The sequence below is a fragment of the Burkholderia anthinoferrum genome (assembly GCF_002925705.1).
GTDB lineage: Bacteria > Pseudomonadota > Gammaproteobacteria > Burkholderiales > Burkholderiaceae > Burkholderia > Burkholderia semiarida.
The window spans coordinates 142,626-165,556 of the sequence record NZ_LFZP01000065.1 but is presented as its reverse complement, the minus strand read 5'-3'; the positions used below and the strand labels follow the sequence as shown (position 1 = coordinate 165,556).

General features: G+C 67.6%; 18 protein-coding genes. 5 read left to right on the top strand and 13 right to left on the bottom strand.

The annotated features are described in order from the left end of the window. Window positions 1-609: 609 nt before the first annotated feature. From C5F75_RS32115 to C5F75_RS32095, 5 genes are all read right to left on the bottom strand, one after another. Window positions 610-2,967, bottom strand: a complete 2,358-nt coding sequence (locus tag C5F75_RS32115) for a bifunctional acetate--CoA ligase family protein/GNAT family N-acetyltransferase (RefSeq protein WP_059581770.1) — start codon at window positions 2,965-2,967, stop codon at window positions 610-612. A gap of 581 nt (window positions 2,968-3,548) precedes the next feature. Then, window positions 3,549-3,854 (bottom strand): H-NS histone family protein, encoded by a 306-nt coding sequence (locus C5F75_RS32110; RefSeq protein ID WP_059581767.1) that lies wholly within the window; start codon window positions 3,852-3,854, stop codon window positions 3,549-3,551. A gap of 102 nt (window positions 3,855-3,956) precedes the next feature. Beyond that, window positions 3,957-4,229 (bottom strand): hypothetical protein, encoded by a 273-nt coding sequence (locus tag C5F75_RS32105; protein ID WP_059608900.1) that lies wholly within the window; start codon window positions 4,227-4,229, stop codon window positions 3,957-3,959. A gap of 61 nt (window positions 4,230-4,290) precedes the next feature. After that, the gene (locus C5F75_RS32100; protein WP_059581764.1) at window positions 4,291-4,827 is read right to left on the bottom strand and encodes a BON domain-containing protein; all 537 of its coding nucleotides are present in this window, start codon (window positions 4,825-4,827) and stop codon (window positions 4,291-4,293) included. Window positions 4,828-4,880: 53 nt separating this feature from the next. After that, entirely contained in the window at window positions 4,881-6,368 is a 1,488-nt protein-coding gene (locus tag C5F75_RS32095) for a sigma-54 interaction domain-containing protein (RefSeq protein WP_059581763.1), read from the bottom strand. 327 nt (window positions 6,369-6,695) lie between these two features. Between C5F75_RS32095 and C5F75_RS32090 the strand changes: the two genes are divergently transcribed. Then, window positions 6,696-8,099: a GntP family permease gene (locus C5F75_RS32090; protein ID WP_059581760.1), complete on the top strand. Its 1,404-nt coding sequence runs from the start codon at window positions 6,696-6,698 to the stop codon at window positions 8,097-8,099. A gap of 344 nt (window positions 8,100-8,443) precedes the next feature. Further along, complete coding sequence (locus C5F75_RS32085) at window positions 8,444-8,695, top strand: DUF4148 domain-containing protein (RefSeq protein WP_059582185.1); 252 nt, start codon at window positions 8,444-8,446, stop codon at window positions 8,693-8,695. Between the two features lie 39 nt (window positions 8,696-8,734). Here C5F75_RS32085 and C5F75_RS32080 read toward each other — a convergent pair whose 3' ends face one another. Continuing rightward, on the bottom strand, window positions 8,735-10,333 hold the full coding sequence (locus C5F75_RS32080) for a thioredoxin family protein (RefSeq protein ID WP_104013304.1): 1,599 nt from the start codon (window positions 10,331-10,333) through the stop codon (window positions 8,735-8,737). A 267-nt stretch (window positions 10,334-10,600) separates the two neighbouring features. After that, on the bottom strand, window positions 10,601-11,101 hold the full coding sequence (locus C5F75_RS32075; protein WP_059581756.1) for a GNAT family N-acetyltransferase: 501 nt from the start codon (window positions 11,099-11,101) through the stop codon (window positions 10,601-10,603). Window positions 11,102-11,571: 470 nt separating this feature from the next. On the opposite strand from C5F75_RS32075, the gene C5F75_RS32065 reads away from it, so the two are divergent. The 3 genes from C5F75_RS32065 to C5F75_RS32055 all read left to right on the top strand — a co-directional run bounded on the left by C5F75_RS32065 (window position 11,572) and on the right by C5F75_RS32055 (window position 15,611). Further along, the gene (locus C5F75_RS32065) at window positions 11,572-13,917 is read left to right on the top strand and encodes a phosphocholine-specific phospholipase C (protein WP_104013303.1); all 2,346 of its coding nucleotides are present in this window, start codon (window positions 11,572-11,574) and stop codon (window positions 13,915-13,917) included. A gap of 277 nt (window positions 13,918-14,194) precedes the next feature. After that, the gene (locus tag C5F75_RS32060) at window positions 14,195-14,464 is read left to right on the top strand and encodes a hypothetical protein (protein WP_059581751.1); all 270 of its coding nucleotides are present in this window, start codon (window positions 14,195-14,197) and stop codon (window positions 14,462-14,464) included. Between the two features lie 154 nt (window positions 14,465-14,618). Next, complete coding sequence (locus C5F75_RS32055) at window positions 14,619-15,611, top strand: DedA family protein/thiosulfate sulfurtransferase GlpE (protein ID WP_104013302.1); 993 nt, start codon at window positions 14,619-14,621, stop codon at window positions 15,609-15,611. A 54-nt stretch (window positions 15,612-15,665) separates the two neighbouring features. On the opposite strand, the gene C5F75_RS32050 is transcribed toward C5F75_RS32055, so the two are convergent. The 6 genes from C5F75_RS32050 to C5F75_RS32025 all read right to left on the bottom strand — a co-directional run bounded on the left by C5F75_RS32050 (window position 15,666) and on the right by C5F75_RS32025 (window position 22,798). Then, window positions 15,666-17,138, bottom strand: coding sequence for an OprD family porin (locus C5F75_RS32050; protein ID WP_059581745.1), 1,473 nt, complete (start codon window positions 17,136-17,138; stop codon window positions 15,666-15,668). Between the two features lie 163 nt (window positions 17,139-17,301). Further along, window positions 17,302-18,324: an ABC transporter ATP-binding protein gene (locus tag C5F75_RS32045; RefSeq protein ID WP_181035505.1), complete on the bottom strand. Its 1,023-nt coding sequence runs from the start codon at window positions 18,322-18,324 to the stop codon at window positions 17,302-17,304. Beyond that, on the bottom strand, window positions 18,321-19,313 hold the full coding sequence (locus C5F75_RS32040) for an ABC transporter ATP-binding protein (protein ID WP_059581740.1): 993 nt from the start codon (window positions 19,311-19,313) through the stop codon (window positions 18,321-18,323). Before C5F75_RS32040 ends, C5F75_RS32045 begins: the two co-directional genes overlap by 4 nt. Before the next feature lie 2 nt (window positions 19,314-19,315). Next, window positions 19,316-20,218, bottom strand: coding sequence for an ABC transporter permease (locus C5F75_RS32035; protein WP_059644373.1), 903 nt, complete (start codon window positions 20,216-20,218; stop codon window positions 19,316-19,318). A gap of 13 nt (window positions 20,219-20,231) precedes the next feature. Beyond that, window positions 20,232-21,170, bottom strand: coding sequence for an ABC transporter permease subunit (locus C5F75_RS32030; protein ID WP_059581735.1), 939 nt, complete (start codon window positions 21,168-21,170; stop codon window positions 20,232-20,234). An 11-nt stretch (window positions 21,171-21,181) separates the two neighbouring features. Continuing rightward, complete coding sequence (locus tag C5F75_RS32025; RefSeq protein ID WP_059581732.1) at window positions 21,182-22,798, bottom strand: peptide ABC transporter substrate-binding protein; 1,617 nt, start codon at window positions 22,796-22,798, stop codon at window positions 21,182-21,184. Window positions 22,799-22,931 lie beyond the last annotated feature (133 nt).

Sequence of the window (22,931 nt, the reverse complement as noted above, 5' to 3'; positions counted from 1 at the left end):
CGGCCGGCGCCGCGCCCGCGGGAGCCGTGCATTCGCATGCTCCCGAAAAAGCTCACCTCGGCATCCCGCAAGCGCTCACCACCGCCTCCCGGAAAACCTCACCCAAGGCGCCCCGAGACGCTGACTGACACCTCCCGAACATTCTCACCGATTGCTCCCGCAAGTGCTCACCGAAGCGCCCCGGAAAGGCTCACCGGCACCTCCCGCAGGTGCTCACCGGCCGTTCCCGGGAAAGCTCACCGAATGCTCCCGTATCGGCTCACCACGCTGTCCCGGAAAAGCTCCCTCACTGCTCCCGAAAAATCTCACCTGTCTCACCTTCGTGATGGCTATGAATCCGCGAGGCCGGCATATGGCCGCGAATATTTGCGAGCACATCGCTTGAAACGGCGGCGCAAGACGAATATCGCAGCACGCTGGTGCGCATCTCCCGACCTCATCCGTGCCTCGCGATATCGCCGCGATCGACAGGCTCGACACGTTGGCAAGCGCTTCATCCGGGATGATTTTTCAACTTCTTTGCATTCCTGATCGAAATTCCGGCATGGCGAAACATCGCTGCCTCGACGCCATGCGCTCACCCTTCAGCGTCGGGGCGCGGACCGACGCCTACGGCTGCAACTTCATCCTGAAACCCACGACACCGGGCTCCTCCGTCGTCGACACCTCGAAACCGCACGATTTCGCGAGCGAAATCATCGCCGAATTCTCGCGTAGCGCCTCGCCGACCATCCAGGCGGTGCCGCGCGAGCGTGCGTAGTCGATGATGCGGGTCATCATCAGCCGGCCGAGCCCCTTGCCCTTCTGGTCGGGCCGCACCGCGATCGCGAACTCCGCCGTCTCGTTGTCGGGATCGGCCACCGCGCGCACCACCGCGAGCGTGTGGTCGCGCCCGGACACATCGGTAAACGACACGATGAAAGCCATCTCGCGGTCGTAGTCGATCTGCGTCATGCGCGCCACCTGCGAATGATCGAAGCTGCGCACCGCGCCGAAGAAACGCATCCGCAGATCTTCCGGCGTCATCGCACCGAGCAGTTCGTTGTGCGCGGCTTCGTCCTCCGGACGGATCGGGCGGATCGTCACCGTCTCGCCGTGCCACTCGAGCGTCTGCTCGAGGTGCCGCGGATACGGCATGATCGCGAGCCGGCTGCGCCCCGAAGCCAGCGTGATGCGCGGCGCGATTACCCATGCGCGGTCGGACAGCACGCGCAGCGTGACCGACATCGCCACGACTTCACGCACGTCGCAAACGGCCTGCGACAGCGCAGTCAGCGCATCGAGCGTGGGCTCGACGGGCGTGCTGCGCGCATACGGCGAGCGCTCCATCACCGCGCGGGCGAGCACGGTGTTCAGCGGCGGCAGGCCGTAGACGACGAACGGCGCCGATACACCGTCCGCGGGCGGCACGGCATAGCGAAACACCGGACCGAAGTTCGAATCGTCGTACATGTCGACCGTGATATCGACGATTTTCTTGCCGGCCGGCTCGTCGGGCTGCTCGCCCTGCAGACCGAAACGGGACAGCCAGCGCAGCGCGGCTTCGCCGGCCAGTTCATGCTGACCGGCTTCGACCATGCGGCGCGCATCGGCCTGGGCCGATGCCACGCACTCGGCCGGCTGCAGCGGCGCGCCTTCCGGCGTCTGCATCAGCAGTTGGCGCCCGAGGTTGTAGTCGACGAGACGCGCATACGCGCGTGCGAGCCGCTGCGGCGTCGTATGCACCGGAATGCCGTTCGCGTGCAGCGCGTCGCGCGTCGCCGCGTCGACCGCGCCGAAGAAACACGCGAGGATGCCGCGATGCGCGTATTGCCGCGAGTCGATCAGCGTGCGCGCGACCCGATCGGCCGGCGCGCTGTGCGAAGTCGAATGAACGACGAACAGCGTGCCCGTCTGCGGAAACGGAGCGAGCGCCTTGATCGCCTCGGCAAAATGCTCGGGGCGCGCATCGTCGCCCAACGTGAGCGGGTTGCCGGGTGCCGCGAGATGCGGCAGCGCGGCAGCAACGGCCGACGTTGCCGCGGGCGACCAGTTTGTCAGTACGTCGCGCACCTCGGCCACCGCATCGACCGCGAGTTTCGCCACGCCCGCGTCGCTCGTCACGAGCGTCGCCGCCCCACGCGCGGTGACACGGCCGACGCCGAGCGTCTCGATTTCGTCGAGCAGATCGTCGAGCGCATCGACGCGCACCATGCCCGCGCGCTGGAACGCCGCCGTGTACAGCGCGTCGCCGGGGTCGGCCCGGCCGGTGCGCAACGCGAGCACCGGCTTGTTGCGTGCGGCCGCGCGCGCGGCCGACATGAACTTGCGCGCCGCGCGCACGGTATCGAGTTCGAGCAGGATCGCGCGCGTGCCGGGGTCGCTTGCCAGATAGTCGAGTACGTCGCCCGCATCGACGTCGGATTCGCTGCCGAGCGCGACGACATGCGAAAAGCCGAGGCCGCGCGCATCGGCCCAGCCAAGCACCGCGTTCGTCAACGCATTCGATTGCGACACCCACGCGACGCCGCCCGATCGCGCCGTATACGCAGGCGCGCCGAAATGCGCATGCCGCGCGGGCGACAACACGCCCAGGCTGCCGGGCCCGACGATACGGAGCACGAACGGCTTCGCCGCCTTCAGCGTACGATCGACCGCGGCGCGATCGGCATCGGTGCGCGCCTCGCCGACGATCACCGCGACGCGCGTGCCGAGCTCGCCGAGCTTGCGCACGATGCCGGCCCAGGTCGCGGGCGGTGTGCAGATCACGGCAACCGACGGGGGCGCGGGCAACCGGTCGACATCGGAGACGACCGCATGCCCGTCCAGCTCGCGATATTTCGGGTTGACCGGCCACACGGGCCCCTGGAACGCGCCGTCGAGCACGCGCGACCACACCATCGCGCCGATACTGCCCGCGCGCGATGACGCGCCGACGACCGCAACGGACCTGGGCTGGAACAATGCATCGAGATGGCGAACGGTCACATCGGCTCCCTGCGGTGACGAAAGACGACACGATCGGCATGCGGCCGGGCAGGCCATGCGCCGATCGACGCGAACTCCAAGCATAGGCGAAGCGCCCGCGACTGCCTATATGCCGAACGGCCGACTATTCGACGAACGTCAATGCCCGCACCATGGGCCTGCACCACATGCGGCCCGGCATCGCAGCGCCGCTCGCACGATGCACGCAACGCGGCACGACGCTGCAGCCGCTTTCTCAAAGGTGAGGATTTACAGGAGCCATGGTGAGTATCTTCGGGAATCGCACGACATACCGCGCCACCACGCGAACGGTGATGAAAATCCGCGTCATGCATGCACCGCGAAAATGGCGAATGCCAATGCGCGTGCGCTGCGCCATTACGCGGTTGTTTACGCAAATTCCCCGCGATATGCAGTCGGATCGCGGCAAATTCGCAAAGCGGTATCCGTTAATTGCGCGGCGGCGCACCTCAATCCGTCGGGGAAAATCGCATGACGCGCGCGCAAAAACAAAACGGTGCGAAGGCCGCATGGCCATTCGCACCGTCGGTCGACACGCGAAAGGTGAGGATTTTCGGGAGTCAGTCCTTGATCAGGAAACGTCCGCGATTCTTGCCGAGCCATGCCGGCGCCCGCCCGCGGCCACTCCAGGTTTCGCCCGTCTTCGGGTTCAGGTACTTCGGCGGCAAGGTGCGCCTGGGCTTCGCGGCGGCAGCGGCGGCCGCCGCTCCTGCCGGGCGAAAACCGAGCTCTTCCGGCGTGATGTCGTATTCGTCGATTTTCGCGCGGATCGTCGCGATCGCGTCGGCGATCGCCTTTTCACGTTCCTTGTCGATCTTTTGCTGAAGCCGTTCGAGCTGCGCGGTCAATTGCCTGTAGGTCGCCATATGGATGGGACTCCGTGAGTGTTATTCGTGAAAAACAAGTGACTCAAGCAAACAGAAAAGCGCTTCGCCCGATCGTGGTCTCCTCAGCCGGTCATTTCGGGATCAATAACCGCTTTTCTTCTTGCATGCGAAGAGAAGATTTCGCACGGCGTCATCCGTCGATTGCTGGATCACGTCGAAATCTCCGTTGCACATGGCCCGGGCATTGTCCGTGCAATTGCTCCAGTCGCTGCCGGTGCATTGCACCTGCGTGGTCGGACGCCCGTCCGAAGTGAACAGCGGAGCACCGCCACCGCACCCGCCGAGCCCGGCAACCAGAACCAGCATCACGGCCGCCCGAGGCCACCGACAGACCGACGCAAGCATGTGTTTCATTGTTGTTCCCGTCAACCTTTTTTTGAATGTCGCGAGTATGCCATGGGCAGCCGTTCGGCCGTCAGTCCGGCGTGCGGTCGGGTTGCCCGCGCGCCTTGTACGGCAAGCGCTTGCGCGGATCGTCGGTGATGCGAATGAAAACCTGCTCGACGTCCGGAAGCGCCTCGAATTCGCGTTGCAGCGCCTGGCGATCGAATGCCGTATCCGCGCATCCTTCGACGTAGATGAAACGTCGCTGCACGGTGATCCACAGGCTCGTGCCGCGCAGACGATCGGAGCCGGCAAAGTGCGCCTTCGCCGCATCGGCGATCGACGCGTCATACATGTACGAGTTCGGCTTCGTGCAGCGATGGGCGAGCCAGCAGGTCGTGCCGCGTTCGGCGCGGTAGTGCGCATCGTCCGTCATCTCCGCGCGCGTCATCCACGGGCCGAGCGGCAACGGGCATTCGGCCACGTCCCGCGACAGCGCGACGAACGGATCGTTGTACCAGTTGCGCCGCGTGTCGGGCGCGTCGGGCGTGTCGGTGTTGCCGGCCTGCGCGAGTGCGGCGCCCGCCAGCAACATGGTCAGCCACCCCGCGATGCCGATCTGCTTCATCGTGACTCCTGTTCGATGCGTTACATCGGGCCGCATCGGCGTCGCCGATCGGCCTACCGGGCGATACCGAGCGCCGCCAGTTTCTTGTACAGCGTCGCGCGGCCGATGCCGATGCGCGCGGCCGCTTCAACGACCTTCCCGTCACAAGCCGCCAGCGCATCGGTCAGGAACTGGCGCTCCCACGCCGCCAGTGCATCGGCATACGAAACGGCCGGCGCACCGGATGTCGTCAACGCGTCGCCCGCGCGCTGCTCGGCCGGCACCGCGGCAATCCGCTGCGCCGGCGCCGCACCGTCCGGCGAGATGCGCACCGGCCCGAGAAACGGTGCGAGCGCGCGCGCATCGATCACCGAACGGTCCGACAGCATCAGCGCGCGTTCGAGCGTATTGCGCAACTCGCGCACGTTGCCCGGCCACGGATACGCGCACAGCATCCGCAATGCATCGTCGGTCAGCTCGCAGTGCGCGGCGCGCCCGTGCTGGGCCGCCAGTTCCTCGAGCGTCGCATAGACGAGCGCCGCGATGTCGGATGCGCGTTCGCGCAGCGGCGGCGCGTGGATCGTCAGCACGTTCAGCCGGTAATAGAGATCCGCGCGAAAACGCCCGGCTGCCACGAGCGCCGGCAGGTCGGCCGACGTGGCGGCGATGATGCGCACGTCCGCCCGCACGATCCGGTTCGAGCCGACCGGCTCGAACTCCTTGTCCTGCAGCACGCGCAGCAGCTTGCCCTGCAACGGCAGCGGCATGTCGCCGATCTCGTCGAGAAACAGCGTGCCGCGATCGGCCAGCTCGAACTTGCCGACGCGCCCCTTGCGATCGGCGCCGGTGTACGCGCCGGGCGCCGCACCGAAGAATTCGGTTTCGAGCAGCGTGTCGGGAATCGCCGCGACGTTGACGGTCACGAGCGGCTGGAGCGCACGCGCCGACGCCGCGTGAATCGCGTGGGCGAGCAGTTCCTTGCCGGTGCCCGTCTCGCCGAGCAGCAGCACCGGCGAATCGACTTGCGCCGCGCGACGCGCCTGGCGCTTGGTCTCGAGGCTCGCGGCGCTCGTGCCGACGAAGCTCGCGAACGTGTATTTCGCGCGGCGCGCCTGCGCGAGCGAGCGCTGCGTCGCGATCAGTTGCTGCTGAAGCTGCGCGTAGCGGGAAAAAATCGGCGTGAGCGTCTTCAACTGGTCGAACAGCGCGAAGCCGATCGCGCCCACCGTCTCGCCGGCCTCGTTCTTCAACGGCAGGCGCGTGACGACGAGCGGTTCGCGGCCCGTCTCCATGATGTCGAGCAGGATCGGCTGCCCGGTCGACACGACCTCGCGCATCAGGCTGTTCGGAATCACGGCCTCGCAGTCGAGGCCGACGGCCTGCTGCGGATCGGCGAAACCGAAGCGTGCGGCGTAACGCTCGTTCATCCACACGACGCGCGCCTCGCGATCGACGACCACCGTGCCCGCACTCGAATCCTCGAAAGTCCGGAACAGCGACTCGGCGGCGCGCCGCAGCACGTCGCCGTAGTTGACGGGCAGGCGGGCCCAGTCGTTCATCATCGTGTCGTCGTCTCCATTTATCGTCGGCCAGATTGTCTCTGAAACGAGACGGATTATCTCACTCTGGAGACACCCCGCAATGCGTTGTCCGGGAAAGCCCTGCATGATTTCGAGGGTCGGCCGGATGGCCGAAACGTCTCCCGATGGAGACGTTTTATGTAGAATCGTCAGACTTACGCCGGCGCGGGCCCGCCGGCCGTCGGCGGGCCCATGTCCGGCGGCGCAATGCGCCCGATGGCACGAAACCTGCACCAACCCGAGTTGGTCCGCGGTGCACCGCGCGATCGAACAACAACCAAAGCCATTCCAAGCTTTTAGGAGACTCCCTTGTCTTTCGTGATCGTCCTCGCCGCGCTGGCGTTCCTGATGTTCGCCGCGTATCGCGGCTACAGCGTGATCCTGTTCGCGCCGATCGCCGCGCTCGGCGCGGTGCTCCTGACCGAACCCGCCGCCGTCGCACCCGTTTTCTCGGGCATCTTCATGGAGAAGATGGTCGGCTTCGTCAAACTGTATTTCCCGGTCTTCATGCTCGGCGCCGTGTTCGGCAAGGTGATCGAGCTGTCCGGGTTCTCCGAGTCGATCGTTCACGCGGCGATCCGCTACATCGGCCGCTCGCGCGCGAATGCAGTGATCGTCGCGGTATGCGCGCTGCTCACCTATGGCGGCGTCTCGCTGTTCGTCGTGGTGTTCGCGGTCTATCCGTTCGCGGCCGAACTCTATCGCCAGAGCAACATCCCGAAACGGCTGATGCCCGGCGCGATCGCCCTCGGCGCGTTCTCGTTCACGATGGATTCGCTGCCCGGCACGCCGCAGATCCAGAACATCATCCCGACCACGTTCTTCAAGACGACCGCCTGGGCCGCGCCCGCGCTCGGCACGATCGGCTCGCTGTTCATCATCGTCGTCGGCCTCGCGTATCTCGAATGGCGGCGCCGTTCGGCAATGGCGAAGGGCGAAGGCTACGGCACGTCGCTCGTCAACGAACCGGAACGCGTCGAGGCGAAGGCGCTGCCGCACCCCGCGCTGGCGATCCTGCCGCTGATCCTCGTCGGCGTGTCGAACTTCGCGTTCACGAAGCTGATCCCGCAGTGGTACGGCGCCGCGTCGTACACGGTCGCGCCGGAAGTGCTGCCGGGCGTGCACGCGCCGGTCACGACGTCGATCAAGACCGTCGTCGCGATCTGGTCGGTCGAGGCCGCGCTGCTGCTCGGTATCGTGCTGGTGGTGCTGACGGCATTCAAGCGCGTCAGCGACCGCTTCGCGGCCGGCTCGAAGGCCGCCGTCGCCGGCGCGCTGCTCGCCGCGATGAACACCGCGTCGGAATACGGCTTCGGCGGCGTGATCGCCGCGCTGCCGGGCTTCCTCGTCGTCAGCGATGCGCTGAAGAGCATCCCGAACCCGCTCGTCAACGCAGCCGTGTCGGTCAGCTCGCTCGCCGGCATCACGGGCTCGGCGTCGGGTGGCATGAGCATCGCGCTCGCCGCGATGTCGGACCTGTTCATCAAGGGCGCGCAGGCCGCCAACATCCCGATGGACGTGCTGCACCGGGTCGTCGCGATGGCGAGCGGCGGCATGGACACGCTGCCGCACAACGGCGCGGTCATCACGCTGCTCGCGGTCACGGGCCTCACGCACCGCGAGTCGTATCGCGACATCTTCGCGGTCACCGTCATCAAGACGCTCGCGGTGTTCTTCGTGATCGCCGTGTACTACGCGACGGGGCTCGTGTAAGCGTTGGCATCAGGGCGGCGCTTCGTGCGCCGCCTTCCCGTCTTTCAAGATCGGACCGCATGCGCGCCGGAATCAATTCCGGAATGCGCATCCGGTCCGACTTCATTTCCCTGCCCGCCGAATCAGGTCAAATTCACGCCGCCGCGCCTGCACACGCGTGGCGGCTGCCCGGCGCCATTGCACGACCTCGCCCCTTACGCGCCCATTGTTACCCGCAGCAAAACACTGCGTTGGGCGCGATCGCATTTTTCCCGGGCCCGCCGCGGCCTACACTGGTTCCAACGTCGCGCGGCGCTTCGACGAACGAAGCGCCGCGAATTACCGGAATCGCGGAGGTCCCGATCATGAAGCGCCTGTTCCAAGCCGTTGCCATCGCCCTGGCCGTCTCGGCCCCGTTCGCCGCACAGGCCCAGTCGAACCAGCCGCTCACGCGCGCGCAGGTCCACGCCGAAGTCAAGGCGCTCAAGCAGGCCGGCTTCCAGTCGAGCGACTGGTTCTATCCGGCCAGCATCGTATCGGCCGAAGCGAAAATTGCCCGCGAGCACGACGCCGGATACGGCAGCGACCGCGGCGCATCGTCGGAGTCGGGCCGGTAATCGTTCGCCCCGCCCGCTCGACGATCCGTCGACGCGTCGTTACGCCTTCACGGGCTGGATCAGCTTCGCGCACGCCGCTGCCTGCGGATCGCCCGCCGGCAACTTCCCGCACACGCCGTCGAACTGCTTAACGACCGACCTGACCGACGCATCGTGCGCGCCGCTGCCGCGCCAACGGTTCAACTGCGTGACGACCTTGGTCAGCGCGCGCAGGTTCGCGCCGTAGAACGCGTCCCGGGTCTTGTCGGCCTGTGCGAGCACGCTGGCGGCAATCCCTTCGATGCGCGCCGAATCGTTCGGCGCCAGTTCCACCGCATTCGCAAAGTAAGTCGCGCCCCAGCGCAGCTTCGTCGCCGGCCCGCTCGCCGCGTCGTACGCCTTGCGATACCAGTCGAGCGCGGCCGCCTTGTCGCCGCGCGCCTTCGCGTTCGCGGCCAGCCCCGACATGAAGTAGTACGGCGTGGACGAACGCGGCAGCTCGGCCTTCAGCAACGCATCCGATTCGTCGTACAGGCCGGCGTCGGTCAGCGTGTCCGCGCCTTCGCTGACGAGCGCCTGCCGCTCGTACGCGTTCGCCGCGCCCTGCACCGACGCGGCGATCTGCTTGCGTGCGGTGTCGGCCAGCGCCGCCGGTGCGGCGGGCGACGTGCCGCTGCGCGCGTCGCCGCGCGCGAGCAGCACGCGGCCGTGCAGCGCCATCAGCCGGTCGATCGACGATAGCGTGGTGTCGGTCGACAGGCGCGCGAGCGCCGCGTCGTATGCGCCGCGCAACTTGGTGCGCTGCGCGTCGTCGCCGCCGAGATACGCGACCACGCGCGCGGGGGCCGCGACCAGCACGTCCGAATCGGCGCGCGACAGCGCGGCATCGTGCAGCACCGTGCGCAGCGAATCGGCCAGCGCAGCCTTGTCGAGCGCACCGGCCTGCGTCGGGTCGTCCGACGCGGCGACCACCGCCGACTTCAACGCGAAGCGCGCCGATTCGGCTTTCGCGCCAGCCGCCCGTGCGCGTTGCGCGAGCGACTGCAGCGTCTCGGCGACACGATCGGCCGGCACCGGCAGCGCACCGTCGGTATCCCACGAATAGTCGGCCAGCAGGCGCCAGTCGTCCGGCGTCAGCGACGCGCCGTTCTTCAGCGCCGTCGCGAGCGTCTGCCGCACCGGATGCGCGGCCGTCATCCCGAGCGACAGCGCCTGCATGTAGCGGTCGAGATCGGCCTCGCCCGGCAGCCGCGTCACTTCGGTGCCGTCGGGACGGAACAGGATCATCGTCGGATAGCCGTGCACCTTGAAACGCTCGCCGAGCTTCTGCGCGCTTTCGGTATCGCCGTCGAGATACACGGGCACGAAGAACGACGAGCGCGTCTTGAATGCCTGCTGGCTGAAGATCGTCGACTTCACCTGGTTGCACGACGGGCACCATACCGCGCCCCAGTACAGCAGCAGCGGCTTGCCCTCGCGCTTCGCGAGCGCGAATGCGGCATCGACGTCGCCGTGTTGCCACGCGATACCGGGCGGCAGATGCGCACCGTCGGGCGATGCGCTCGCCGCCGGCGCGGCCGCGGGCGTGGCAGCGGCAAGCGCCGCACCGGCGGCGGCGAACAGGCAGGCGGCGGTGAGATTGCGGAGAACGGTTTTCATCGAAGCGGATTCCGTTGAAAAAGACGGTTTCAGGGCGATGCCGCGCAGGCAACGAGGGCCGTGAAGCGATGACGATGAAGTCGGCCGACATGCCGCGCCGCGCAGGCATCGATACGGAGAAACGAAGCCGGCCGAATCGGCCGGCAAATCTTTCGACGATACGACGGATACAGCCGAAGGAAAACGAACGAATTCTCGATTGAATATGACGCGCGGCAGCGCGGCTGCACGGCCGCGCGTGCCGTCACGTCCGCGACGGCCGGCCCTTCATTGCCGCGCCCTGATCCGGGCCATGTGATACACGGACGCATGCACGCCGTCGCGCAATGCGTAATCCGGCGATTCGCCCTCGATGCGGAAACCGTGTTTCTCGTAGAGCGCGATCGCCGCGCGGTTGTCGGTGAACACGGTCAGCTCGACGCGCGTGATGTTCAGCCAGTTCTCCGCGAGATCGATCGCGGCCGCGAGCAGCCGGCCGCCGATGCCATGCCCGTGACGGGCCGCGTCGACCATCATGCCGAGCGCCGCCGCGTGCCGCCTGCGGGGATTCGGCTCGGGACGCAGGCCGAGATGGCCGACCACCGTGCCGTCGATTTCGGCGACGAGGCTCACGCCGTGCGCGCGTATGTCGTCGAGCCGCTTCTGCCATTTTTCGAGCGACGGAAACGGCTGCAGCAACGTATTCATGTACACCGCGGGGTGCGCGGCGATCTGCCGGATCGCGTCGACGTCGTGCGTCTCGCTGTGCCGGATCCTGATATCGGTCATGGGTGGGCCGGGTCCGAAAAGTCGCGCCGATGGCGCGGACCGCGCACGCGCGCGGCAATGCATCGAGCTTAGCCGATTTCACGCATTTGAAACACGGGGTCACGCCGTGTCCGTCAGGTTGCATCCGCAACGAAACGCCTTCGCACCGCGCGCGCGGAATCCGGAAAATTCTGACCGGCCGCCCCTCGGCGATCGGTAATTTATTACCGTTTTCAAGCTCGCAAAGCGCTCGAATGAATCGTTGTGCATGCAACGTCGCGTTCGCGACATGCAATGTCATTTCTTCATCACGTCGACGTCATGCGGCCTCCCTAGACTGAGCGCCGCGCCGGCCGCGATGCGCGCACCGCCGCGACACGCGGCCGACGCCCCGAACGCGCAAGCATCGCGGACCGTCCCGTGGCGGGACGACACCCGGGCACCGCCAGACGAACTCACGAACGCTCCCACCTTCACAGGATCCGAACGCCATGACGTCACGCCGCAAATTCCTTCAGCAGACCGCCGGTTCCGGCCTCGCCGCCGCCGCGCTGTCCGCGTTTCCGCCGAGCATTCGCCGCGCGCTCGCCATTCCCGCCTTCCACGAAACGGGAACCATCCAGGACGTGAAGCACGTCGTGCTGCTGATGATGGAGAACCGCGCGTTCGACAGCTACTTCGGCACGTTCAAGGGCGTGCGCGGCTATGGCGACCGCTTCGCGGTGCCGTCGCCGAACGGTCGCGACGTGTTCTACCAGTCGTACACGAAGGTGACGCCCGCCGCGACCGTGACGCCGTATCACCTCGACGCGCGCCAGGGCAACGCGCAGCGCGCGGGCGGCACGCCGCACGCATGGGCCGATGCGCAGGCCGCGTGGGATCACGGCCGGATGAACCGCTGGCCCGACACCAAGACGCCGCTGTCGATGGGCTATTACGACGCGGCCGAAGTGCCGTTCCAGCGCGCGCTCGCCGATGCGTTCACGCTGTGCGACCACTACCACTGCGGGATGCACACGGGCACGATCGCGAACCGCCTGTTCTACTGGAGCGGCACCAACGGCCCGAACGGCATCAGCCCGGCCGACGGCAGCCGCGTGAAGATCGCCGCGCTGAACAACCAGTTCAACGGCGGCAACGACATCGGCCCGTCGAGCCAGGGCTGGACCTGGACGACGTACGCCGACCGGCTGCAACAGGCCGGCGTGAGCTGGAAGGTCTACCAGAGCCTGATCGACAACTTCGGCTGCAACGAGATGATGAGCTTCCGCCACTGGCGCGCGGCGATCGAGCAGATGCCGGCCGCGCGCCGGCCCACGTACGTCGCGTCGACCGACATCACGCAGCCGGTGACGGCGGCCGGCGCGTTCTACGATCCGGCGATCGACGATCCGCTGAGCCCGCTCGCGAAGGGGTTCGGCAACACGATGCCATACGGCTTCCTCGAAACGTTGCGCGACGACATCCGCAACGGCAAGCTGCCGGAAGTGTCGTGGATCATCCCGCCGTCCGCGTACAGCGAGCACCCGGGGCCGTCGAGCCCCGCGCAGGGCGGCTGGTACGTGCAGGCCGTGCTCGACGCGCTGACGGCGAACCCGGAGGTCTGGAGCAAGACCGTGCTGCTGGTCAACTACGACGAGAACGACGGCTTCTTCGACCACATGCCGTCGCCGGCCGTGCCGTCGCGCAACGCCGACGGCACGCTCGCGGGCGGCCATACGCTGTCGGCCGCCGACGTCGCGGTCGAGTACCACGACTTCACGCCGGCCACGTCGAGCCAGCCGGCCAGCGACGGCCGTCCGTACGGCCCGGGCCCGCGCGTGCCGATGTGGATCGTGTCGCCGTGGAGCCGCGGCGGCTGGGTCAACTCGCAGGTGTTCGACCATACGTCGACGCTGCGCTTCCTCGAGAAGCGCTTCGGCGTCGCGGAGCCGCAGATCAGCGCGTACCGCCGCGCGGTGTGCGGCGACCTGACGAGCGCGTTCAACTTCCGCACGCCGAACGACGAGCCGCTGCCGACGCTCGCGGGCCGCACGACGAAAAGCCAGGCCGATGCGCTGAGCGCCGCGCAGCAAACCGCGCCGAAGATCGTGCCGCCCGCCACGCCCGCGCTGCCCGCGCAGGCGACCGGCGTGCGCCCGTCGCGCGCGTTGCCGTACGAGCTGCACGCGAGCGCGCGCGCCGATGCCGCCGCCGGCACGGTCACGCTGAAGTTCGCGAACACCGGCCGCGAGGCCGCCGTGTTTCACGTCTACGACAAGCTGCACCTCGACCGGCTTCCGCGGCGCTACGTCGTCGAGCCGGGCAAGACGCTGCATGGCGACTGGGCCGCGCGCGCGGACGACGGCGGTAAATATGACCTGTGGGTGCTCGGCCCGAACGGCTATCACCGCCGCTTCACCGGCGATCTGAGCCGCCTGGCCGGGGCGCGCGCGCCGCACCCGGAAGTGCGCGTCGGCTATGCGGGCGCGAGCGGCAATCTCCACCTGCGGCTGCGCAACGACGGCGGCGGCACGGTGCGCTTCACGGTGAAGTCGAACCAGGTCTACGGGCCGCTGTCCGGCCGCGGCGCAAGCGCCGACCATGGTCATGGCCACGGCGACGAAAACGGTCACGGTCAGGGCAACGGCCATGGCACCGGCACCACGTGGACCGTCACGGTGCGCGCCGGCGATCAGTCCGAGCTGCACTGGAAGCTCGATTCGACCGGCTACTGGTACGACTTCATCGTCACCGCCGACAGCGACGCGAGCTTCTCGCGCCGCGTGGCCGGGCGCGTCGAAACCGGCCGCCACTCGGTCAGCGACCCGGCAATGGGGCTCGCCGACCGCTTCTGACGCCACCGCGGCGACGCGCGGCGCGGCGCGCGCCGCCCGCGCCGGGGCGGCCGCGAACGCCGTTCGAGTACCGGTTCCGGCCGGGGCCGATCCGGCGCAGACGCCCGCCCGGCGCGGCTCAAACATCAGAAGGATCGGTGGTGTAGCCCTCATTTCCGGCCCACGAAAATGCCCCGTGTCGCGGCCCGTTCGCGTTAAACTGCGTCAAGCCGTATTCAACAAAGACATCCTTGCCGCTCCGGCATCCACGACACGATACGATACGAGGATAGGTTCGATGCGCACTACCGGCTCATCCGGGGCAATGACCCTGCTCACCGAACACGACGCGGCCGACGGCCGCGAACTGCGCTCGCTCCGGCTCGAAGCGACCGGCGACGGCAAGAGCGTGCTGCTGATCGAGGTCGACGAACGCAAGCCCGGCATCCACCGCGAGGTTCGCTACGAGATCACCCCGGCCGAACTGATCGCGGCGATCCGCTCGCACGGCGCCGAGCTGCCCGGCGAAAACCACGGCGCCGCGTCGCTCGCCCGTACGCCCTCCTGATTCCGAACGGTGAGCCGCGTGCAACGCGCCGGCTCACCCACATTCCCCTGCCGCCGTCAGGCGCTTTGCATCATTCCCGCCGCCGCGTTGAAAAAGGCCGATAATCGGCCCATCCGCCTTTCCTGCCCACGCGTTTCCTTTTCGGCCAGCCGTCATGCTCCGTGACCTCGTCGCCCAGTACGGGCCGCTTCTCGTGTTCGCCAACGTGCTCGCGGCGGCCATCGGCCTGCCGGTGCCCGCGATGCCGACGCTCGTGCTGTTCGGCGCGATGTCCGCGATGCATCCGGCGATGATCGGCTCGCAACTCGTGACGGTCGTGGCGCTGTCGGTGCTCGGCGCGCTGGTCGGCGACACGGTCTGGTACGTCGCCGGGCGGCGTTACGGCGGCACGACGCTGAATACGATCTGCCGGCTGTCGCTGTCGCGCGATACCTGCGTGAAAAAGACCGAGCGCTTCTTCGGCCGCTACGGCGTGCGCGTGCTCGCGGTCGCGCGCTTCATTCCGGGGTTGTCGCTCGTGTCGGTGCCGATGGCCGGCGCGCTCGGCACGCGCTACCGCACGTTCGCCGGCTACGACGCGCTCGGCGCCGCGCTGTGGACGATCGTCGGGCTGGGCGCCGGCCTCGTGTTCTACCGGCAGATCGACTGGCTGTTCGCCGGCGCGAGCCAACTCGGCCGCGCGGTGCTGCTGGTCATCGTCGCGCTGCTCGCGGTCTATGCGGCCGTGCGCTGGATGCGCCGCCGTGCGCTGATCCGCCAGCTCGCGAACGCGCGGATCGGCGTCGACGAGCTCGACATGCTGCTGCGCGACGCCGCCGCGCCGGTGGTGCTCGACGTCCGCTCGCCCGAGCACCGCAAGCTCGACCCGTTCACGATTCCCGGTGCGCAGTTCGCCGACGAGCGCCAGATCGGCGACATCGTCGCGCGCTATCCGCTCACGCAGAAATTCGTCGTGTATTGTTCGTGCCCGAACGAAGTGACGGCCGCGCTGATGGCCAAGCGCCTGCTCGATGCAGGCTTCACCGATGCGCTCGCATTGCGCGGCGGCCTCGACGCGTGGCGCGATACGGGCCGCCAGCTAACGTCGCTCGTGGAAGAGGTGCCCGCCGCGAACGATTCCGTAGCGGGATGGCACAAGCCGGCCTGATCGCATCGATCGCCGGCCGGCCGTGCGAGACAGGGGGCCTTGCGCCCCCTTCGGTCAGAACGCGTGCAGCGGCAGGTTCACGACCAGACGGTACTCGGTGTTCGTCGCGTCCGAGTAGTGGGCCGAACCGTTGTGCCACATCGCGATGAACGTGACCTTCGTGTTCTTCAGCTTGCCGCTCTGGAACGTGTACGACGGGATGAAGCCGAACTCGTGGTGACGGCCCTGCACCGGCGCGCCGTTGCTCCAGTAGATGCTCGACTTGCTCGGGTCGTTCGCCGCGCCCGCGCTGCCGTCCGCGCCCCAGCCGGTCACGCCCCACACCATCGCCTTGAAGCCGGGCAGGCCCGCTTCCTTGCCGTAGAACGTGTAACGCAGCTGCAGCGATTTTTCGTGCGGCGCGTTGTAGTCGACGTCCATCGAGTTGGTCAGGAAGATGCCGTTCGTTTCGTTCAGGTAGTCGAAGAACTGGTCGCCGAGCACCTGCTGGAAGCCGACCAGCAGCTCGTGCGGGCCGTGCTGCGCCGCCAGCGACAGGCTGTACGCGTTGTTGTTGATCTTGCCTTGCAGCGCGTCGCCCGTGTCGTGCGTCGAGTAGACGTTGCCGAAGCCGGTCCACTTGATCGTCTGCGGGCTGCCGATGCTGTGCTTCACCGACGCGTAGTACTGGTGCCACACGTCGTCGGCCTGGTTCGCGTACAGCGCGACCTCGCCGTTCGGCGAGTAGTCCCACGTGCCGCCGACGTAGGTCAGGCGGTTCACGCGCGTGCCGCCGTATTGCGTCGTCAGGTTGGTAAGCGTCGTATGGCCGCGTGCGTCGGTCTTCGTGAAGCTGCCGGCCTCGAGCATCACGTTCTTGAATTCATTGCTGACGATCGTCGCACCGAGGAACGTCGGCGGCAGCGCGCGGTTGTCGTGCTGCTCCATGAACGGGTTGTCGACGGCCTGCAGACCGTACTTGACCACCGTGTTCGAGATGCGCGCCTTCACGTCGTAGATGCCCGGGTACGCCCATGCAAGCTGGTTCGACCCGCCGCCGCCCTTCGCCACGTGCACCATGTTGCCCGCGCCGGCGCCGCCGTCGAGCTTCAGGCCCGCGTACAGCGATGCGTCGACGCCGAAGCCGATCAGGCCCGCCGTATAGCCGGACTCGAAGTTCGCCATCACGCCCTGAACCCACGCATGGCGATGCGGCCCGCCCTTGTTGTCGAGGATGTCCGAATAGTTGCGGAACAGGAAGTCGAGATGGCTGTCGGCGATGAAGCCGTTCGATTTCGACTGCGCCGACGGCTCGTCGGGCGGCGTGACGGCCTGGCTGGCCTCGGCATTGACAATGGCGTTCGGGGTCGTTGCCTGCGCAACGGCCGCGCCCGAGCCGGCGGCAGGCGCGGCCTGCGCGACCGTCAGCGGCGCGGGGGCCGCGTCGTCGGCGTGCGCGACGCCCGTCAGCGAGACGCCGGCGAGCGCCGGCAGTCCCCATGCAAGCAGCATCTTCGATGCCGTCCCGATCGTCTTCTGCTTTTTCATCGTAATAATTCTCGTCTTGTGTTGATATCGTCCACGCCGGTCGCGATCCGCTCCCAGCCCCCCGGCGAGCCCCGCCAAGGACGCGCCTGTACCCGCGGTGCGAAGATCGTTCGCGCCGCACCTACCCCTGTTGACCTGCCTTGGTTATGTTTGCTGTGTCACTTCAGCACGCCGCGCCCGCGCGGATGCATGCGACGCGCGCCGCCGACCCCTGCCGCACTTCCGGCAGCGGCACGTCCCGCGCGCATGCGTCGATCGCGACCGGACAGCGCGTGCGGAACGCGCAGCCGGACGGCGGGTTGAGCGGCGAGGGCATCTCGCCCGCCAGCAGCATCGGACGGCGAGCACGCTCGCGCGCCGGCTCCGGCGTCGGCGCCGCATCGAGCAGCGCCTTCGTGTACGGGTGCTGCGGCACGCCGTACACGTCATGCCGCGTGCCGAACTCCATCACGCGGCCGAGATACATCACGAGCACGCGCTGGCTGATGGCCTTCACCACCGCCAGGTCGTGCGCGACGAACAGATAGGACAACGACAGTTCGCGTTGGAGATCGCGCAGCAGGTTCACGATCTGCGCCTGGATCGACACGTCGAGCGCCGATACCGGTTCGTCGCAGATCACGAGCTTCGGCTCGCTGATCAGCGCGCGCGCAATGCCGACGCGCTGGCACTGCCCGCCGGAAAATTCATGCGGATAACGCAGCAGGTGATGCGCGTTCAGGCCGACGCGTTCGAGCATCGAGATCACGCGGCGGCGCACTTCGGTACGGCCGAGGCCCGCGTGATGCGTGACGAGCGGCTCCGCGACGACCTGCTCGATCGTCATGCGCGGGTCGAGCGACGCGAGCGGATCCTGGAAGATCATCTGCACTTCGCGCCGCATCGCGGTGCCGCGCAGGTGATCGGGCGCGACGGCCTGGTCGCGCCATTTCACGGTGCCGGCCGTCATCGGCACGAGGCCGATCAACGCGCGCGCGAGCGTCGACTTGCCGCAGCCCGATTCGCCGACGAGCCCGACCGTCTCGCCGCGCTTCACGTCGAACGACACGCCGTCGACCGCGCGCAGCGTGCCCTTCGGCGACCACGGATAGCCGCCGAGCGGCACGCGAAAATGCACCTTCAGATTGTCGACGGACAGCAGCGTGTCGTCCGTCGCGCCGGCTTGGCGGCGTTCATCGACGCTCATCGCAGACCTCCGATCAAATCGGCCACGGGCCGGTGGCACGCGCGCACCGCGCCCGCGGCGCCATAGGTTTCGAGCGCCGGGCGCTCGGCGCCGCAGCGTTCTTCCGCATACGTGCAGCGCTTCGCGAACGCGCAGCCGGCCGGCGCGGTGCCGGGCATCGGCGGGTTGCCGGGAATCGCGACGAGCGGCGCATCGTCCGCATCGGTCAGGCGCGGCAGCGCGTTGAGCAGGCCGATCGTGTACGGATGCGACGGCGCCGCGAAGATCGAGTCGGCCGGCGCGTATTCGACGGTGCGGCCCGCGTACATGACCATCACGTCGTCGGCGAGGCCGGCGACCACGCCCATATCGTGCGTGATCAGCACGATCGCGGTGCCGCGCTCGCGGTTCAGCTCGCGCAGCAGGTCGATGATCTGCGCCTGCACGGTCACGTCGAGCGCGGTGGTCGGCTCGTCGGCGATCAGGATTTCCGGCTCGGACAAGAGCGCCATCGCGATCATCACGCGCTGACGCATGCCGCCCGAGAACTCGTGCGGATACATGCGGATGCGGCGCGCCGCGTCGGGAATGCGCACCGATTCGAGCGCCTCGATCGCGCGCTTGATCGCTTCCTTGCGCGACAGCTTGCGATGCAGCTGCAGCGTCTCGGTCATCTGCCGCTCGATCGTCAGGAACGGATTGAGCGACGTCATCGGATCCTGGAAGATCATAGCGATGCGGTCGCCGCGCACCGCGTTCAGCGCGCGCGTATCCATGTCGAGCAGGTTGTCGCCGCGGTAGCGCGCGGCGCCCGTCGTCGTGCCGTTGCCGGCCAGCAGGCCGAGCAGCGCCATCACGGTCTGGCTCTTGCCCGAGCCCGATTCGCCGACGATGCCGAGCGTCTTGCCGGCTTCGAGCGAGAACGACACGCCGTTCACGGCGTCGATCGGCGGCGCATCCTTGCGCGTGAAGCGCACGCCGAGGTTTTCAACTTCCAACAGAGCGGCCATCTTCAGCGATCCTTCGGGTCGAGCGCGTCACGCAGGCCATCGCCGACGAAGTTCACGCAGTAGAGCGTCACGCACAGCATGACGGCCGGGGCCAGCAGCAGCCACGGCATCGATTCCAGTTTCTGCGCGCCGTCCTGGATCAGCACGCCCCAGCTCGTCATCGGCTCCTGCACGCCGAGGCCGAGGAACGACAGCACCGATTCGGTCAGCACGATGTTCGGTACCGAGACCGTCGCGTACACGACGACCACGCCGAGCAGGTTCGGCACGACGTGGCGCAGCACGATCGACGCCGGCGACACGCCGATCGCGCGCGCCGCATCGACGAACTCGCGGTTGCGCAGCGACAGCGTCTGGCCGCGCACGACGCGCGCCATGTCGATCCACGAGAACGCGCTGATGGTCAGCACGACCAGCATGAACGAGCGGCCGAACAGGGTCATCATCAGGATCGCGATCAGCAGGTACGGGATCGCGTACATCATGTCGACGACGCGCATCATCACGGCGTCGACGCGGCCGCCCGCGAAGCCGGCGGTCGCGCCCCACGCGACGCCGAACAGGCCCGACACGAGCGTGCCGAGCAGGCCGACCTCGATCGATACGCGGCCACCGATCAGCGTGCGCACGAGCAGGTCGCGGCCGAGCTCGTCGGTGCCGAACCAGTGCTGGTTCGCCCAGGTCGGCGGCAGGCTGATCGAGGCCCAGTCGCTCGCGGCGGGATCGGCCGCGAGCAGCCACGGGCCGACGAAGCACGCGAGCGTGATCAGCGCGAGCAGCACGAGGCTGAACACGGCCGCACGGTTGTGAAGGAAGCGCGCGAACGCCAGCTCGAGCGGCGAGCGCGAACGCGGCGGCGAATCGGTCTGCACGGGCAGGCCGACGACGGGAGTGGTCGGGGTCATCGCTGTGCCTCGCTCAATAACGGATGCGCGGATCGAGCCACGCGTACGCGAGGTCGACCAGCAGGTTGAACAGCACCGCGAAGACGGTCGTCAGCACGACGAGGCCGAGCACCAGCGTGTAGTCGCGGTTGATGGCGCCGTTCACGACGAGCTGCCCGAGGCCCGGCAGCGCGAACACCGATTCGGTGACGACGGCCGCCGTGATCGACGTGATGCAGACCGTGCCGAACAGCGACACGACCGGCATCAGCGCGGGCTTGAGCGCGTGGCGCAGCACGATGGTCGAGCCCGGCAGGCCCTTCGCGCGCGCGGTGCGGATGTAGTTGCTCGACAGCGTCTCGATCATCGAGCCGCGCATCACGCGCGCGAGCAGCGACACGTTGATGAGGGTCAGCAGCGCGATCGGCAGCAGCCGGTACCGCCAGCCGCCGTCGCCCCAGCCGCCGGCCGGCAGCCAGCCGTTGCCTTCCGACGTCTTCAGCAGGATCGCGAAGATCCACACCATGACGGGGCCGAGCACGAACGGCGGCACGACGTTGCCGAAGTTGCCGATCAGCATCACGAAGCGGTCGATCACGCTGTCGCGGCGCACGGCCGCGACGGTGCCGAGCAGCACGCCGAGCACGATCGAGATCGGGATCGACACGCCGCCGACGCCGAGGCTCACGGGCAGCGCCTTCTTCACGAGATCGTTGACCGACCAGTCGACGTAGCGGAACGACGGGCCGAGATCGCCGTGCAGCAGCGAGCCGAGATACAGCAGGTACTGCTTCCACAGCGGCTCGTCGAGGTGGTACTTCGCGTTCAGGTTCGCGAGCGTCGCGGCGGACAACTGCTTCTCCGTATCGAACGGGCCGCCGGGCGTGAAGTGCAGCAGCAGGTAGCAGACGGTGATGACCGCGAGGATCGTCGGCACCGCCCACAACGTGCGCCTCAATGCGTAGGCCAGCATGATCGCTCCGCTCAGTGCTTGATCAGGTACATGTCCTGCGAGGCGCGCATGTCGATCACGTTCTTCAGCGAATAGCCGCCCACGTACGACTTCACGAGACGGTCGGCCGAATACTGGAACAGCGGCACCATCGGCGTGTCCTTCATCGCCATGTCGTGCGCCTGCGTGAGCAGCGCGGCGCGCGCCTGGTCGTCGAGCTTCTGGTTGCCTTCCTCGACGAGCGCGTCCACCTGCTTGTTGCAGTAGCCGACGGTGTTCTGCGCGCTGCCGCAGCGGATCAGGTCGAAGAAGGTCATCGCGTCGTTGTAGTCGGCGAACCAGCCGTCACGCGCGATCTGCACCTTGCCGTCGTGCCGCTGCTTCATCAGCACCTTGAACTCGACGTTCTCGAGCTTCGTGTTGATGCCGAGCTTCGTGCGCCACTCCGACGCGGCGAATAGCGCGACCTTCTTGTGCAGGTCGTTGGTGTTGTACGTGAGCGTGAACGACAGCGGCTTCGCGTCCGAGTAGCCGGCCTGCTTCAGCAGGTCCTTCGCGGCCGCGACGCGCCTGGCCATCGGCCACGACGCCCATTCCGGCGTGAACGGCTGCTGCACGCCCTTCGTGCCGTTCGGCATCAGCCCGTACATCGGCTTCTCGCCGGCCTGCGTGAGCTTCGACGTGAGCACGTCGCGATCGATCACCATCGACAGCGCCTGGCGCACGCGCTTGTCCTTCAGCGCCGCGTCGCTGTTGTTCAGGTAGTAGTAGTAGGTCGCGAGCTGCAGGCCCTGGCGCAGCTCGCCGCCGAACTGCTTGCTGACCTGCTGGAAGATGCCCGACGGGATCGAGTAGCTGTAGTCGATCTGGCCGGCCTGGTACATGCGCATCGCGGTTTCGTCGCTTTCGATCGGCAGGTACGTGACCTTGTTGATCACGACCTTCGACGCGTTCCAGTACTTCGCGTCCTTCGTCGCCACGATGCGGTTGTTCGGCTGCCAGTCGGCGAGCTGGTACGCGCCGTTGCTGACGATGTTGCCCGGGCGCGTCCACGCGTCGCCGAACTTCGCGACCACGTCCTTGTTCACCGGCGCGAGCGGCGCCATCGCGGTCAGTTCGGGGAAGAACGCGACGGGCACGTCGGTCGTCACCTCGAGCGTGTACGGGTCGACCGCACGCACGCCGAGCGTCGACGGCGCGGCCTTGCCGGCGATGATGTCCTTCGAGTTCTTGATGAACTCGACGAGGATCGTGTACTTCGAGCCCGTCTTCGGATCGACGAGGCGCTGCCACGAGTAGACGAAATCGGCGGCCGTCACCGGCTGGCCATTGCTCCACTTCGCGTCGTGGCGAAGCTTGAAGATCCAGGTCTGCGGCGTCTTGCGTTCCCACGACAGCGCGACGCCCGGCACGATCTGGCCGGCCGCGTCGATGCGCGCGAGCCCTTCGAACAGGTCGAGGCCGATCGTGTTGCCGGTCCACGATTCGATGTGCGCCGGGTCGAGCGACTCGACTTCGGCCGGCACCTGGCGCGTGAGGTCCTGTTGGGGAGCGAGCGCGACGTTGGACGGAACGGTCACGGCGTGGGCGGCGGGCGTCGTCAGGGCGAGCGCGGCCAGCACGGCCGACATGGCATGCAAGGATTTCATCGTGGCGGTCTTGAGAAGGTGGTTCGGTGGGCGTCGCGCGGCGGATGCCGCGGCTTACGCGTGAGACGCTGACGGGTGCAGCGATCGGGGAGGCCCGTGGTTCTCGTATTGCATGTTAGTATTCCTTACATTT